Source organism: Pseudomonas sp. F9001, from assembly GCF_013385435.1.
Classification (GTDB): domain Bacteria; phylum Pseudomonadota; class Gammaproteobacteria; order Pseudomonadales; family Pseudomonadaceae; genus Aquipseudomonas.
In genome coordinates this window covers 1-15,040 of sequence record NZ_JACAPX010000032.1, presented here as the reverse complement: position 1 = coordinate 15,040, position 15,040 = coordinate 1, and the positions used below count along the sequence as shown (strand labels likewise).

Below are 15,040 nucleotides of genomic sequence, written 5' to 3'. Positions count from 1 at the left end.
TTTAGGGGTACAAGAGTCTAAAGAGGATCTTGTCCCCAGTCAAGGCAAGGCCCCGACCTCCCCTTCCATCGAACCGGGACAAATCTGTCTCGATCCGACGAACGGGGCTGCCAGGGCCCGGTCTTATTTACCGCAGAACTCAGTTACCGCTTGAGTTCAGCGCTTCGGTCAGTGCAGCTTCCACTTCACTGGCGCTTACGCGCAACGGCTTGTCGAGTTCACGGCGACGCTTACGCTCGCTGTGGTAGGCCAAACCGGTACCGGCCGGGATCAGACGACCCACAACCACGTTTTCTTTCAGGCCGCGCAGGTAATCGCGCTTGCCGGTTACCGCTGCTTCGGTCAGTACGCGAGTGGTCTCCTGGAAGGAGGCCGCCGAGATGAACGACTCAGTGGACAACGACGCCTTGGTGATACCCAGCAACACACGAGTGAACTTGGAAACGAATTTCTCGTCGTTCGCCAGGCGCTCGTTCTCTACCAGTACGTGAGTCAGTTCCATCTGGTCGCCCTTGATGAAACTCGAATCGCCGGATTCAGCGATTTCAACTTTACGCAGCATCTGACGCAGGATGGTCTCGATGTGCTTATCGTTGATCTTCACGCCTTGCAGACGGTAAACGTCCTGGATCTCGTTAACGATGTACTTGGCCAGCGCACTCACACCCAGCAGACGCAGGATGTCGTGTGGATCGCTCGGGCCGTCGGAGATAACTTCGCCGCGGTTTACCTGTTCGCCTTCGAAGACGTTCAGGTGACGCCACTTCGGAATCAGCTCTTCGTACGGATCGCTACCGTCGTTCGGGGTGATAACCAGGCGGCGCTTGCCCTTGGTCTCTTTACCGAACGCGATGGTGCCGCTGACTTCAGCCAGAATCGACGCTTCTTTCGGACGACGAGCTTCGAACAAGTCGGCAACACGCGGCAGACCACCGGTGATGTCACGGGTCTTCGAAGTTTCTTGCGGGATACGAGCGATAACATCACCGATCGCGATCTTCGCACCATCCGCAACACCGACCAGGGCGTTGGCTGGCAGGAAGTACTGAGCGATAACGTCAGTGCCTGGCAGCAACAGATCCTTGCCGTTGTCATCAACCATCTTCACGGCAGGACGGATATCTTTGCCTGCAGCTGGACGGTCTTTGGCGTCGAGTACTTCAATGTTGGTCATACCGGTCAATTCGTCAGTCTGACGCTTGATCGTGATGCCTTCTTCCATGCCCACGTAGGTCACGGTACCTTTCATTTCGGTAACGATTGGGTGAGTGTGCGGATCCCACTTGGCCACGATTGCGCCAGCGTCGACCTTGTCACCTTCTTTAACCGAAATCACAGCACCGTACGGCAGCTTGTAACGCTCACGCTCACGACCGTAGTCATCAGCGATTGCCAGCTCACCGGAACGGGACACAGCAACCAGGTGGCCATCCACTCGCTCAACGTGCTTCAGGTTGTGCAGACGGACGGTACCGCCATTCTTCACCTGAACGCTGTCGGCTGCGGAGGTCCGGCTTGCCGCACCACCGATGTGGAACGTACGCATGGTCAGCTGGGTACCCGGCTCACCGATGGACTGGGCAGCGATAACGCCGACCGCTTCACCGATGTTCACCTGGTGACCACGAGCCAAGTCACGGCCGTAGCACTTGGCGCAAATGCCGTAGCGGGTTTCGCAGCTGATCGGCGAGCGAACAATCACTTCGTCGATGCTGTTGAGTTCGATGAACTCGACCCACTTCTCGTCTACCAGGGTGCCGGCAGGAACGATGACTTCCTCGGTACCTGGCTTGAATACGTCACGGGCGATTACTCGACCCAGTACGCGCTCACCCAACGGTTCTACAACGTCGCCGCCTTCGATGTGCGGAGTCATCAGCAGACCGTGTTCGGTGCCGCAGTCAACTTCAGTCACAACCAAGTCTTGCGCAACGTCTACCAGACGACGAGTCAGGTAACCGGAGTTAGCGGTTTTCAACGCGGTATCCGCCAGACCTTTACGAGCACCGTGAGTCGAGATGAAGTATTGAAGTACGCTCAAACCTTCACGGAAGTTCGCAGTAATCGGCGTTTCGATGATGGAACCGTCCGGCTTGGCCATCAGGCCACGCATACCGGCGAGCTGACGGATCTGCGCAGCAGAACCCCGTGCGCCCGAGTCGGCCATCATGTACATCGAGTTGAACGACTCTTGATCGACTTCCACGCCATGACGGTCGATAACACGCTCTTTCGAGAGGTTCGACATCATCGCCTTCGACACTTCGTCGTTGGCCTTGGACCAAAGGTCGATCACTTTGTTGTACTTCTCGCCCTGGGTTACCAGGCCGGAGGCGTACTGGCTTTCGATCTCTTTCACTTCATCGGTGGCAGCACCGATGATGGCGGCTTTCTCGTCCGGGATAACGAAGTCGTTAACACCGATGGAAACGCCGGAAATGGTCGAATAAGCAAAACCGGTGTACATCAACTGGTCAGCGAAGATAACGGTCTCTTTCAAACCAACCACGCGGTAGCACTGGTTGATCAGCTTGGAGATCGCCTTTTTCTTCATTGGCTGGTTGACCACGTCGTACGACAGGCCAGGCGGAACAACCTGGAACAGCAGCGCACGGCCGACAGTGGTGTCGACAATACGGGTGTTCTTGACGCTGCCACCGTCACGATCGTTGATGGTTTCGTGGATGCGGACTTTAACCTTGGCGTGCAGTGCGGCTTCGCCGGCACGGAACACACGGTCAACTTCCTGCAGATCCGCGAACACACGACCTTCGCCCTTGGCGTTGATCGCTTCACGAGTCATGTAGTACAGACCCAATACAACGTCCTGCGACGGAACGATGATTGGCTCACCGTTGGCTGGCGACAGAATGTTGTTGGTCGACATCATCAACGCACGCGCTTCCAGCTGGGCTTCCAGCGTCAGCGGTACGTGCACGGCCATTTGGTCGCCGTCGAAGTCGGCGTTGTACGCAGCACAGACCAGAGGGTGCAGCTGGATAGCCTTACCTTCGATCAGTACCGGTTCAAACGCCTGGATACCCAGACGGTGAAGGGTCGGTGCACGGTTGAGGAGAACCGGGTGTTCACGGATCACTTCAGCGAGAACGTCCCAAACCTCAGGTAGTTCGCGCTCGACCATTTTCTTGGCGGCCTTGATGGTAGTCGCGAGACCACGCATTTCAAGCTTGCCGAAAATGAACGGCTTGAACAGCTCGAGAGCCATCTTCTTCGGCAGACCGCACTGGTGCAGACGCAGGGTCGGGCCTACGGTAATTACCGAACGACCGGAGTAGTCAACACGCTTACCGAGCAAGTTCTGACGGAAACGACCTTGCTTACCCTTGATCATGTCAGCCAGGGATTTCAGAGGACGCTTGTTCGAACCGGTGATAGCGCGGCCACGACGACCGTTGTCGAGCAGGGCATCGACAGCTTCCTGCAACATACGCTTTTCGTTGCGCACGATGATGTCCGGAGCGGACAGGTCGAGCAGACGCTTCAAGCGGTTGTTACGGTTGATCACGCGACGGTACAGGTCGTTGAGGTCGGAAGTCGCGAAGCGACCACCATCCAACGGTACCAGCGGACGCAGGTCTGGCGGCAGAACCGGCAGAACGGTCAGCACCATCCACTCTGGCAAGTTGCCGGAACCCTGGAAGGCTTCCATCAACTTCAGACGCTTGGACAGTTTCTTGATCTTGGTTTCGGAGTTGGTTTGCGGAATTTCTTCACGCAGACGGCCAATCTCGTGTTCCAGGTCGATAGCGTGCAGCAGTTCGCGGACAGCTTCGGCACCCATGCGGGCATCGAAATCGTCGCCGAACTCTTCCAGCGCTTCGAAGTACTGCTCGTCGTTCAGCAGCTGACCCTTTTCAAGGGTGGTCATGCCTGGATCGATAACGACATAGCTCTCGAAGTAGAGAACGCGTTCGATATCACGCAGGGTCATGTCCATCAGCAAGCCGATACGGGACGGCAGTGATTTCAGGAACCAGATGTGGGCAACCGGCGAAGCCAGCTCGATGTGCGCCATGCGCTCACGACGAACCTTGGCCAGTGCAACTTCAACGCCGCACTTCTCGCAGATCACACCACGGTGCTTCAAGCGCTTGTACTTACCGCACAGGCACTCGTAATCCTTTACCGGGCCAAAGATCTTGGCGCAGAACAGGCCGTCACGCTCTGGTTTGAACGTACGGTAGTTGATGGTTTCCGGCTTTTTAACTTCACCGAACGACCACGAACGGATCATCTCAGGCGATGCCAACCCAATACGGATGGCGTCGAACTCTTCGACTTGACCCTGGTTTTTCAGCAAATTCAGTAGGTCTTTCAAGGCCTTTCCTCCTGGCGGAGCAGAGAGCGGGCTAAACAGCCCCGCTCTCGATTCGCGTCACGTGTTATTCGGTTTCCAGATCGATATCGATGCCGAGGGAACGAATTTCTTTGATCAACACGTTGAAAGACTCGGGCATGCCCGGCTCCATACGGTGATCGCCGTCCACGATGTTTTTGTACATCTTGGTCCGACCGTTCACATCGTCCGACTTCACTGTGAGCATTTCTTGCAGAGTGTAAGCAGCACCGTATGCTTCCAGTGCCCAGACCTCCATCTCCCCGAAACGCTGACCACCGAACTGAGCCTTACCACCCAGCGGCTGCTGGGTAACCAGGCTGTACGAACCGGTAGAACGAGCGTGCATCTTGTCGTCTACCAAGTGGTTCAGCTTCAGCATGTACATGTAGCCAACAGTAACCGGGCGCTCAAACTTGTTGCCGGTACGGCCGTCGAACAGCTGCATCTGGCCGCTTTCTGGCAGGTCTGCCAGTTTCAGCATGGCCTTGATTTCGCTTTCCTTGGCACCGTCGAACACCGGGGTAGCCATTGGAACGCCGCCGCGCAGGTTCTTCGCCAGATCCAGGATTTCCTGGTCGGAGAAGGTGTCCAGCTCTTCGTTGCGACCGCCGATCTCGTTGTAGATCTCGTGCAGGAACTTGCGCAGGTCTGCGACCTTGCGCTGCTCTTCGATCATACGGTTGATCTTCTCGCCCAGACCTTTGGCCGCGAGGCCCAGGTGGGTTTCAAGGATCTGACCAACGTTCATACGCGAAGGTACGCCCAACGGGTTGAGGACGACGTCTACCGGGGTGCCATTGGCATCGTGCGGCATGTCTTCAACCGGCATGATCACGGAGACCACACCTTTGTTACCGTGACGACCGGCCATCTTGTCGCCCGGCTGGATGCGGCGACGGATTGCCAGGTAAACCTTGACGATTTTCAGCACGCCTGGAGCTAGGTCATCGCCCTGCTGCAGTTTGCGCTTCTTGTCTTCGAACTTGTCGTCCAGCAGACGGCGACGATCGACGATGTAGGCCTGGGCCTTCTCGAGCTGCTCGTTCAGAGCATCTTCAGCCATGCGCAGTTTGAACCACTGCCCGTGCTCAAGACCGTCGAGTACTTCGTCGGTGATGTCCTGACCTTTCTTCAGACCTGCGCCGCCTTCAGCCTTGTGGCCTACCAGGGCGGAACGCAGACGTTCGAAGGTCGCGCCTTCAACGATACGGAACTCTTCGTTCAGATCCTTGCGGATCTCGTCGAGTTGGGTCTTCTCGATGGACAGCGCACGAGCATCACGCTCAACGCCGTCACGGGTGAAGACCTGTACGTCGATGACAGTGCCCTTGGTACCGGTAGGTACACGCAGGGAAGTGTCTTTAACGTCGCTGGCTTTTTCACCGAAGATGGCACGCAACAGCTTCTCTTCCGGAGTCAGTTGGGTCTCGCCTTTCGGAGTGACCTTACCTACCAGAATGTCGCCTGCGCCAACTTCAGCACCTACGTAAACGATACCGGCTTCGTCCAGCTTGTTCAGTGCAGCTTCACCCACGTTCGGGATGTCTGCAGTGATTTCCTCTGGCCCAAGCTTGGTGTCACGCGCCACACAGGTCAGTTCCTGAATGTGGATCGTGGTGAAGCGATCTTCCTGAACCACACGCTCGGACAGGCAGATGGAGTCTTCGAAGTTGTAACCGTTCCAGGCCATGAACGCGATGCGCATGTTCTGACCCAGTGCCAGCTCACCCATATCGGTGGACGGACCGTCTGCCATGATGTCGCTGCGCTGAACCCGATCACCCTTGCTCACCAGCGGACGCTGGTTGATGCAGGTGTTCTGGTTGGAGCGGGTGTATTTGGTCAGGTTGTAGATGTCGACACCGGCTTCGCCAGTTTCAACTTCGTCATCGGCAACACGAACCACGATACGGCTGGCATCAACGGAGTCGATCACGCCGCCACGACGAGCCACGACGCAAACGCCGGAGTCACGAGCTACGTTACGCTCCATGCCGGTACCTACCAGCGGCTTGTCGGCGCGCAGGGTCGGTACAGCTTGACGCTGCATGTTGGAACCCATCAACGCACGGTTGGCGTCATCGTGTTCCAGGAACGGGATCAGCGACGCTGCAACCGAAACTACCTGCTTCGGCGAAACGTCCATCAAGGTGACGTCTTCCGGCGCCTTGACGGTGAACTCGTTCAAGTGACGAACAGCTACCAGCTCGTCGATCAGCATTTTCTTGTCGTTCATCGTGGCCGAAGCCTGAGCGATCACGTGATCAGCTTCTTCGATGGCGGACAGGAACACGATCTCGTCGGTGACCAGTGCGTCTTTCACCACGCGGTACGGGCTCTCGAGGAAGCCGTACTGGTTGGTGCGCGCATAGGCAGCCAGGGAGTTGATCAGACCGATGTTCGGACCTTCCGGCGTTTCAATCGGGCATACACGACCGTAGTGAGTCGGGTGTACGTCACGAACTTCAAAGCCTGCACGCTCACGAGTCAGACCGCCCGGGCCCAGTGCGGAAACACGGCGCTTGTGGGTGATCTCGGAAAGCGGGTTGTTCTGGTCCATGAACTGCGAGAGCTGGCTGGAACCGAAGAACTCTTTCACCGCCGCAGCCACTGGCTTGGCGTTGATCAGGTCTTGCGGCATCAGGCCTTCGCTTTCGGCCATCGACAGACGCTCTTTGACCGCACGCTCAACACGTACCAGGCCAACGCGGAACTGGTTCTCGGCCATTTCGCCTACGCAGCGAACACGACGGTTACCCAGGTGGTCGATGTCATCGACGATGCCTTTGCCGTTACGGATGTCGACCAGGGTCTTCAGTACCGCGACGATGTCTTCCTTGCACAGCACGCCCGAACCTTCGATCTCGGTACGACCGATACGACGGTTGAACTTCATCCGGCCGACCGCAGACAGGTCATAGCGCTCAGGGCTGAAGAACAGGTTGTTGAACAGGGTCTCGGCAGCGTCTTTGGTTGGTGGCTCGCCAGGACGCATCATGCGATAGATCTCGACCAGCGCTTCCAATTGGTTGCTGGTGGAGTCGATCTTCAGGGTGTCGGAGACGAACGGGCCGCAGTCGATGTCGTTGGTGTACAGGGTCTCGATGCGAACAACCTGGGACTTGGCGATTTTCGCCAGGATCTCGGTGTTCAGCTCGGTGTTGCATTCAGCCAGGATTTCGCCGGTGGCCGGGTGCACGATGACCTTGGCGGTGGTGCGACCCAGGACGTAGTCCAGAGGCACTTCCAGCGTCTTGATACCGGCTTTTTCGATCTGGTTGATGTGGCGCGCGGTAATACGGCGGCCGGCTTCAACGATGACCTTGCCTTTGTCGTCCTGGATGTCCAGAACGGCAATCTCACCACGCAGGCGCTGAGGCACCAACTCCAGGCTGAGGGTTTCGCCGCTCAGGTGGAATACGTTAGTGGTATAGAAAGCGTCCAGCACTTGCTCAGTGGTATAGCCGAGCGCGCGCAGCAGTACCGAGGCCGGCAGCTTGCGACGACGGTCGATACGCACGAACACGCAGTCTTTCGGGTCGAACTCGAAGTCCAACCACGAACCGCGGTACGGAATGATCCGCGCGGAGTACAGGAGCTTGCCGGAGCTGTGCGTCTTGCCGCGGTCGTGGTCAAAGAACACGCCCGGGGAACGGTGCAGCTGGGAAACGATAACGCGCTCGGTACCGTTGATAACGAAGGTACCGTTCTCAGTCATCAGGGGGATTTCACCCATGTAGACTTCTTGCTCTTTGATGTCCTTGATCGCTTTGTTCGACGACTCTTTGTCGAAGATGATCAGACGGACTTTTACCCGCAAAGGTACGGCGTACGTAACACCGCGCAACACGCATTCTTTGACATCAAATGCCGGTTCGCCCAGGCGATAACCGACGTACTCCAGCGCAGCATTGCCGGAGTAGCTGATGATCGGGAAAACGGATTTGAAGGCCGCATGCAGGCCCACGTCGCGGAACTGATCTTTGGTCGCTCCCGCCTGCAAGAATTCACGATACGAATCCAGCTGGATAGCCAGAAGGTACGGGACATCCATGACGTCCGGCAACTTGCTAAAGTCCTTGCGGATACGTTTTTTCTCAGTATATGAGTAAGCCATCAGCGTTCCCCAGCTTGGTCACCTGCTTGTTTGGCCCCTCCCGACGGGAGCAGCCAGAAAATCTTGCAAACCCCATGGTTTGCGCCACCGCATCGGGTGGTTACAGCGCGTTATAGGCGACGACCGAGTCGATTGCCAATAACGGAAAAAGGCCGGTGGCAAGAGCCACCAGCCATCAGCCTTCAGCTTAACGCTTGGGCTGGAGACGCAAGGTCGATGCTTACTTCAGCTCGACTTTAGCGCCTGCTTCTTCCAGCACTGCTTTAGCTTTGTCAGCTGCGTCTTTCGACACTGCTTCCAGAACCTGGGCAGGGGCGCCGTCAACTACTGCCTTGGCTTCTTTCAGGCCCAGACCGGTCAGTTCACGTACTGCCTTGATCACGTTTACTTTCTTCTCGCCAGCTTCCAGCAGCATGACGTTGAATTCGGTTTGCTCTTCAGCAGCAACAGCGGCAACAGCTGGGCCAGCCGAAGCAGCGGCAGCGGAAACACCGAATTTTTCTTCGAAAGCTTTGATCAGCTCAACAACCTGCAGAACCGACATTTCAGCTACGGCGTTGAGGATATCGTCTTGGGAGATAGACATTGCTGTAATTCCTGAATTGGGGGACGGCCTACGCGGCCATCGAAATAAACAAAAATACGCGAGAGGAGATGCTCAGCCTTAGGCTGCGGCAGCTTCTTTTTGCTCGCGAACTGCGGCCAGAGTACGAGCCAACTTGCTGGTAGCGCCTTGAATCACGCTCATCAGCTGAGAAATAGCTTCGTTACGGGTCGGCAGTGTTGCCAGTACGTCGATTTGGTTAGCTGCGAGGAACTTGCCCTCGAACGCAGCTGCCTTGATCTCGAACTTATCCTGACCCTTGGCGAATTCCTTGAACAAACGGGCAGCAGCGCCAGGATGTTCCTTGGAGAACGCAATCAGGGTCGGGCCAGTGAACACGTCGTTGAGGACACTGTATTCAGTGTCAGCAACAGCGCGCTTGAGCAGGGTGTTACGTACAACACGTACGTATACGCCAGCTTCACGAGCCTCTTTACGGAGTCCGGTCATAGCGCTTACTGTCACACCACGGGCATCAGCCACGACAGCGGACAGAGCAGCTTTGGCAGCCTCGTTGACTTCAGCGACGATGGCCTTCTTGTCTTCGAGATTAATTGCCACGGGTTTAACTCCTGCTTGTTACCGTTTCATCTGGCCTGGGCCGGATGTCGTTTTGGTGTCTGATTCGGTAAGGAACCGGGAGCACCATCTGCGTAGGCTTGTGGTTTAAGACTTGCGTCGCCTACGGTCTTGGATAGCCCCCGCCAGGCAGGGACCCCAATCTTTCAATTGGCGCAATTACTTGCGCCAATTTGTGTCTTATACGTCCAGCGAGCCTTGGTCGATGACCAGACCTGGGCCCATAGTGGTGCTCAGGGTAACGCGCTTGACGTAGATACCTTTCGAGGAAGCTGGCTTGATACGCTTCAGATCAGCGATCAGGGCTTCAACGTTTTCCTTCAGCTTGACGGCATCAAAGCCGACTTTGCCAACGGAGGTGTGAATGATGCCGTTTTTGTCGGTGCGATAACGAACCTGACCAGCCTTGGCGTTTTTAACCGCGGTAGCTACGTCTGGAGTCACGGTGCCGACTTTAGGGTTAGGCATCAGACCACGTGGACCAAGGATCTGACCCAGCTGACCTACAACGCGCATTGCATCCGGGGAAGCAATTACGACGTCATAGTTCAGGTCGCCGCCTTTCATTTCGGCAGCCAGGTCGTCCATGCCAACGCGATCGGCGCCGGCGGCCAGAGCAGCTTCAGCTGCTGGGCCTTGGGTGAAGACAGCTACACGTACGGTCTTGCCAGTACCGTGTGGCAGCACAGTAGCGCTACGAACGACCTGGTCGGATTTACGTGGGTCAACGCCCAGGTTTACAGCAACGTCAACAGACTCGCTGAACTTGACAGTCGACAGCTCGGTCAGCAGAGCAGCAGCGTCTACAAAATTGTAGGACTTGCCCGCTTCGATTTTGCCGGCGATAGCCTTTTGGCGCTTGGTCAGCTTAGCCATTACACACCCTCCACGTTAAGGCCCATGCTACGAGCAGAACCGGCGATGGTACGCACGGCTGCATCCATATCAGCTGCAGTCAGATCCGCGTTTTTGGTTTTCGCGATTTCTTCCAGCTGAGCACGAGTCACGGTGCCAACCTTAACGGTGTTAGGACGAGCGGAACCGCTAGTCAGACCAGCAGCTTTCTTCAACAGAACCGAAGCCGGGGTCGACTTGGTTTCGAAGGTGAAGCTACGGTCGCTGTATACAGTGATGATCACTGGAGTCGGCAGACCTGGCTCAATACCCTGAGTACGGGCGTTGAAGGCCTTGCAGAATTCCATGATGTTCACGCCGTGCTGACCCAGAGCTGGACCAACAGGTGGGCTTGGGTTGGCCTGAGCGGCCTTCACTTGCAGCTTGATGTAAGCGGTAATCTTCTTGGCCATGAGGCACTCCAATTACGGGTTCGAACGCCTCGAAAGGCTCCCCGGTTACTTGCGCGTTTATCCCAGTGACGACAAAACCCCACAGCCTAAGGCTGCGGGGTTGGGATGCTTGCTCAGCTAGACTTTTTCGACCTGGCTGAACTCTAGCTCTACCGGAGTAGAGCGACCGAAAATGAGCACTGCCACTTGGATCCGGCTCTTTTCGTAGTTAACTTCTTCGACGGTGCCGTTAAAATCAGCGAACGGACCATCTGTGACACGAACAACCTCACCCGGCTCGAACAACGTCTTCGGCTTGGGCTTGTCGCTACCATCAGCAACGCGACGCAGAATTGCTTCTGCTTCTTTGTCAGTGATCGGAGCAGGCTTATCAGCGGTACCGCCGATGAAACCCATGACGCGAGGAGTGTCCTTGACCAAGTGCCAAGTACCCTCATTCATGTCCATTTGAACCAGCACGTAGCCAGGGAAGAACTTACGTTCGCTTTTGCGTTTCTGGCCATTACGCATTTCAACCACTTCTTCAGTGGGAACCAGAATTTCGCCGAAGCCATCTTCCATGCCTGCCAGCTTTACGCGCTCTAGCAAAGAGCGCATGACATGCTTCTCGTAACCCGAGTAAGCATGCACAACGTACCAACGCTTAGCCACGGGACACCCTTAGCCAACAATCAAGGAAACAAGCCAGCCGAGCAGGGAATCAAGCCCCCACAACAGCAACGCCATAACCAGAACAACAGCTACCACGATCAACGTGGTCTGCGTGGTTTCTTGGCGAGTCGGCCAAACGACTTTACGGATCTCGGTACGAGCTTCCTTCACCAGGACCGCAAACGACTTGCCTTTTGCAGTCTGCAGGCCAACAAAGGCAGCAACAGCAGCAAGGGCGAGCAATGCGAGGACACGGTACAGGATTGGCGACCCAGAGTAGTACTGGTTACCAACAACGCCTACAACCACAACAGCGACTACTACAAGCCACTTGAGCAGATCGAAGCGAGAGCCTTGAGCTTCAGCCTTAGGAGTCATCTATGAAGATCCTGTGAAAAGAAAGCCAGACACACCAAGTGAATCTGGCAGGTCAGGAGGGAATCGAACCCCCAACCTACGGTTTTGGAGACCGTCGCTCTGCCAATTGAGCTACTGACCTAAAACAAAATCAGGCCGACAATTATGCCGATCTGAAAAAGACTTTACAACAACAAACCCCTGCAGACCTGAAACCCACCCAAACAAAACAGCGAGAGAGGGCATATTCAACCGGAGGTAGCTGTTAAAACAAAGGCAGATATTTTCATATCTGCCTTGTTATATGGAGCTCTTGAGCGGATTTGAACCGCTGACCTCACCCTTACCAAGGGTGTGCTCTACCAACTGAGCTACAAGAGCGAAACAACTTGCACAACCTGCAAACTTGGAGCGGGTAGCGGGAATCGAACCCGCATCATCAGCTTGGAAGGCTGAGGTTCTACCACTAAACTATACCCGCGGAGCTTGCAGCTCACGCTAAAATGGTGGAGGGGGAAGGATTCGAACCTTCGAAGTCGTAGACGTCAGATTTACAGTCTGATCCCTTTGGCCGCTCGGGAACCCCTCCTAAGCGAGCCGGCATTCTACATCATGCCAGCCTTCTGTCAAGCATTTTCTCATTAAAAAATATGAGGTTAGCTGCGTTGACCTTCACTTCACCCTGTCGACCTAGAAGGTCTTCACTGCGAAGCGGGCGCCATTCTATGCAAACTATTCGAAGGTTGCAATGCCTTCGCACGGCATTATTTTATGTTTTAACTCATTGAATTCATTAGCAAGGTTTTCAAAGGGCAGATCATCGGCCAGACGCCTGCTTTCAGGGGCCACTCGCAGCCAGTATCCCGACGCATCAGGCAGGTTCAGAGACTGCAGCCTGACCTTGATATCCAGGCTCGTGAGGCGCTGCTCAACGGATTGAGCCTCTTTCTGATCAGGCAAACCGCCGATATACAAGCACATCGCCTGCGCATCAGGCGCTTTTGCCCTGTCTCGCCGAACCATCGCATCAGCCGATTCGCTCAACAGGCGGATATCTTGCTGAGAACCACGATAGAGAGCCAAAGGCGTGACATCTTTAGCGCGCAGAGGGGCCTCCTGCTGATGCCAGATGTAATAGAAGACATTGAGGACCAGCAAAAGCAGAAACAGCCAACGCATAAAAACCTCAGGACAAAGGGCACGCCATCGCCAAGCCAACAAAAACCAGATCAGGGACAAGCCTACCGTGAGGCACAGCGTCAGCCACGAGCTCAGCGTCCCCACCGGTAAGGAAGACGGTAAAATCGCTCCCCCAATAGCTTCGAGCCAACTCCAGCTGGGTCAACACAAAACCCCTCAGCATGAGCGTACAGCCGCGCTCTACCGCCTCCACAGTTGTACGCCCTGGAGACAGCGCCTCAAGAGCCCGTTCAGCGGCGATATCGTCATAGCGTATTTTGCGGGTATGTGTTCGAAGCTGATTACGCATCAGCGGCATCCCCGGACAAATGAAACCGCCGAGATGCTCACCGTCTGCGGAAATGAAGTCTGCTGTTGCGGCGGTGCCAAAATCGAGCACCAGGCACGCGCCCGACGCCAGCTGAAACCCACCCAGCATCGCGAGCCAACGATCCAGTCCCAGGCGCTCGAAATCTTCGTACCCGTTCCGCACCCCACCCATCTGCCTCGCCGAAGCAGCACACAGCACCTTGACGCCAAATGCCTCGACCAGGGTAGCGACCAGTTGACTTGTCTCATCCGAAGCGCGAACACTCACCAGCCGGCAGTGTTTTAACGCGAGCCCCGTGAGCGCGAACAGGCTGTCGATCAGCGAGGCATCCGACCCAACGACACCTTCGGCAAAGATACGAGCCTTATCCGACTCAAGTACCCGCCATTTGATAAAGCTATTCCCACAGTCGAGCTCAAGAATCATCACGCAACCTCAGGCTTAGCTCACCACCGCTATATACTTTCTCAACACCATCCACGCTCAACCGCAATGCACCTTGCCCATCGACCCCCAGCACCACGCCGTCAATCTGGTTCACGCCCGCGATGAGCGATACAGGCCGGCCCTGCCATAAATGGCTTTGCTCCCACTCACCCTGAATTGCCGAAAAGCCAGATGCCTGGTGACGCTCAAGATAAGCCTGCAGCTGCACTCCAAGACGCGCTACCAGGTAGTTGCGATCAACAGCACTGCCGCTCTCCAACTGTACGGAGCTCCATTGCTGATCGACCTCATCCGCCTTCTGCATGTTCACGTTGATGCCAATACCAATAACGACGTGACAGACGTCAGCGGGATCCCCGACCAGTTCCAGGAGAATTCCGGCGATCTTTTTCTGCCCGACCAAAACGTCATTTGGCCACTTCAACCCTGCACCACGAACACCCGCGTCGCGCAGCGCCTGCATAACTGCAAGTCCGACCACCAGGCTTAGCCCTTCCAACTGACGCATGCCGCCTTCGATCCGCATCACAAGGCTGTAGTAGACGTTTTGAGCGAAAGGACTGACCCACTTTCGTCCGCGCCTTCCCCTGCCTGCAGTTTGCTGTTCTGAAAGCACAAGAAATGGCGCAGTGCGACCCGATTCAATCAGCCGCAATGCCTCGGCATTGGTAGAGTCAATGGAGTCAGAGATATGAACAGGCCATGCAGGAACAGGTACATGCCGAGCTATTTCATCGGCACTTAACAGTATCAGGGGCGCAGCCAACTGATACCCCCTGCCGCGCACTTTATGGATAGGTAGACCCAATTCCGCCTCGAGATGCTGAAGCTGCTTCCATACAGCACTGCGACTGACACCCAAGGCAGCACCGAGCGCCTCCCCGGAGTGGAATCGGCCATCTTTTAGAAGTTTCAACAACGTCAGCATGCAGGTCTCGCCTCACAATGAGGCACGCATGATAGCCATGCATTAGGCCATTGCATAGAAAGGCAGGACGTTAGCATTGAAGATGCTTGAAATTCGACCACCCAAATTTTCCGACCGCCCAAAACAAAACCCCTGATTGCGTTAGCAATCAGGGGTTTTGGAATTTAATCTTGACGATGA

At 55.8% G+C, this 15,040-nt stretch carries 11 protein-coding genes and 4 tRNA genes; all 15 read right to left on the bottom strand.

The genetic code is table 11. From position 1 onward, the window contains the following. Nucleotides 1-139: 139 nt before the first annotated feature. The gene (rpoC, locus tag HX818_RS24670; RefSeq protein WP_003210090.1) at nucleotides 140-4,339 is read right to left on the bottom strand and encodes a DNA-directed RNA polymerase subunit beta'; all 4,200 of its coding nucleotides are present in this window, start codon (nucleotides 4,337-4,339) and stop codon (nucleotides 140-142) included. Between the two features lie 64 nt (nucleotides 4,340-4,403). After that, nucleotides 4,404-8,477: a DNA-directed RNA polymerase subunit beta gene (gene rpoB / locus HX818_RS24665; RefSeq protein ID WP_008436421.1), complete on the bottom strand. Its 4,074-nt coding sequence runs from the start codon at nucleotides 8,475-8,477 to the stop codon at nucleotides 4,404-4,406. A 220-nt stretch (nucleotides 8,478-8,697) separates the two neighbouring features. Beyond that, nucleotides 8,698-9,063: a 50S ribosomal protein L7/L12 gene (gene rplL / locus HX818_RS24660; RefSeq protein WP_003210093.1), complete on the bottom strand. Its 366-nt coding sequence runs from the start codon at nucleotides 9,061-9,063 to the stop codon at nucleotides 8,698-8,700. Between the two features lie 78 nt (nucleotides 9,064-9,141). Continuing rightward, nucleotides 9,142-9,642 carry a 50S ribosomal protein L10 gene (gene rplJ, locus HX818_RS24655; RefSeq protein ID WP_003210095.1) on the bottom strand — a complete coding sequence of 167 codons (501 nt, stop codon included), beginning with the start codon at nucleotides 9,640-9,642 and terminating at the stop codon, nucleotides 9,142-9,144. 198 nt (nucleotides 9,643-9,840) lie between these two features. Then, on the bottom strand, nucleotides 9,841-10,536 hold the full coding sequence (gene rplA, locus HX818_RS24650) for a 50S ribosomal protein L1 (RefSeq protein WP_003176434.1): 696 nt from the start codon (nucleotides 10,534-10,536) through the stop codon (nucleotides 9,841-9,843). After that, nucleotides 10,536-10,967: a 50S ribosomal protein L11 gene (gene rplK, locus HX818_RS24645; RefSeq protein WP_003210097.1), complete on the bottom strand. Its 432-nt coding sequence runs from the start codon at nucleotides 10,965-10,967 to the stop codon at nucleotides 10,536-10,538. The genes rplA and rplK overlap by 1 nt, the downstream gene beginning before the upstream one ends. Nucleotides 10,968-11,084: 117 nt before the next feature. Next, nucleotides 11,085-11,618 (bottom strand): transcription termination/antitermination protein NusG, encoded by a 534-nt coding sequence (gene nusG / locus HX818_RS24640; protein ID WP_003176436.1) that lies wholly within the window; start codon nucleotides 11,616-11,618, stop codon nucleotides 11,085-11,087. A gap of 9 nt (nucleotides 11,619-11,627) precedes the next feature. After that, complete coding sequence (gene secE, locus HX818_RS24635; protein WP_003210099.1) at nucleotides 11,628-11,996, bottom strand: preprotein translocase subunit SecE; 369 nt, start codon at nucleotides 11,994-11,996, stop codon at nucleotides 11,628-11,630. A gap of 45 nt (nucleotides 11,997-12,041) precedes the next feature. Next, a tRNA-Trp gene (locus HX818_RS24630) sits at nucleotides 12,042-12,117 on the bottom strand. Between the two features lie 163 nt (nucleotides 12,118-12,280). After that, nucleotides 12,281-12,356 (bottom strand) — tRNA-Thr (locus HX818_RS24625). Nucleotides 12,357-12,382: 26 nt separating this feature from the next. Further along, nucleotides 12,383-12,456, bottom strand: a tRNA-Gly gene (locus tag HX818_RS24620). A gap of 23 nt (nucleotides 12,457-12,479) precedes the next feature. After that, nucleotides 12,480-12,564: transfer RNA gene (locus HX818_RS24615), tRNA-Tyr, on the bottom strand. 143 nt (nucleotides 12,565-12,707) lie between these two features. Next, nucleotides 12,708-13,154: a hypothetical protein gene (locus tag HX818_RS24610; protein ID WP_003210101.1), complete on the bottom strand. Its 447-nt coding sequence runs from the start codon at nucleotides 13,152-13,154 to the stop codon at nucleotides 12,708-12,710. Nucleotides 13,155-13,161: 7 nt separating this feature from the next. Then, on the bottom strand, nucleotides 13,162-13,911 hold the full coding sequence (locus HX818_RS24605) for a pantothenate kinase (protein ID WP_003210103.1): 750 nt from the start codon (nucleotides 13,909-13,911) through the stop codon (nucleotides 13,162-13,164). Continuing rightward, nucleotides 13,901-14,860, bottom strand: coding sequence for a bifunctional biotin--[acetyl-CoA-carboxylase] ligase/biotin operon repressor BirA (gene birA / locus HX818_RS24600; protein WP_003210105.1), 960 nt, complete (start codon nucleotides 14,858-14,860; stop codon nucleotides 13,901-13,903). The genes HX818_RS24605 and birA overlap by 11 nt, the downstream gene beginning before the upstream one ends. Nucleotides 14,861-15,040 lie beyond the last annotated feature (180 nt).

Bases quoted from the DNA above. Each gene is read 5' to 3' on its own strand.
- rpoB (WP_008436421.1), bottom strand. From the start codon at position 8,477: ATGGCTTACTCATATACTGAGAAAAAACGTATCCGCAAGGACTTTAGC.
- rplL (WP_003210093.1), bottom strand. From the start codon at position 9,063: ATGTCTATCTCCCAAGACGATATCCTCAACGCCGTAGCTGAAATGTCG.
- rplA (WP_003176434.1), bottom strand. From the start codon at position 10,536: ATGGCTAAGCTGACCAAGCGCCAAAAGGCTATCGCCGGCAAAATCGAA.
- rplK (WP_003210097.1), bottom strand. From the start codon at position 10,967: ATGGCCAAGAAGATTACCGCTTACATCAAGCTGCAAGTGAAGGCCGCT.
- secE (WP_003210099.1), bottom strand. From the start codon at position 11,996: ATGACTCCTAAGGCTGAAGCTCAAGGCTCTCGCTTCGATCTGCTCAAG.
- HX818_RS24610 (WP_003210101.1), bottom strand. From the start codon at position 13,154: ATGCGTTGGCTGTTTCTGCTTTTGCTGGTCCTCAATGTCTTCTATTAC.
- HX818_RS24605 (WP_003210103.1), bottom strand. From the start codon at position 13,911: ATGATTCTTGAGCTCGACTGTGGGAATAGCTTTATCAAATGGCGGGTA.
- birA (WP_003210105.1), bottom strand. From the start codon at position 14,860: ATGCTGACGTTGTTGAAACTTCTAAAAGATGGCCGATTCCACTCCGGG.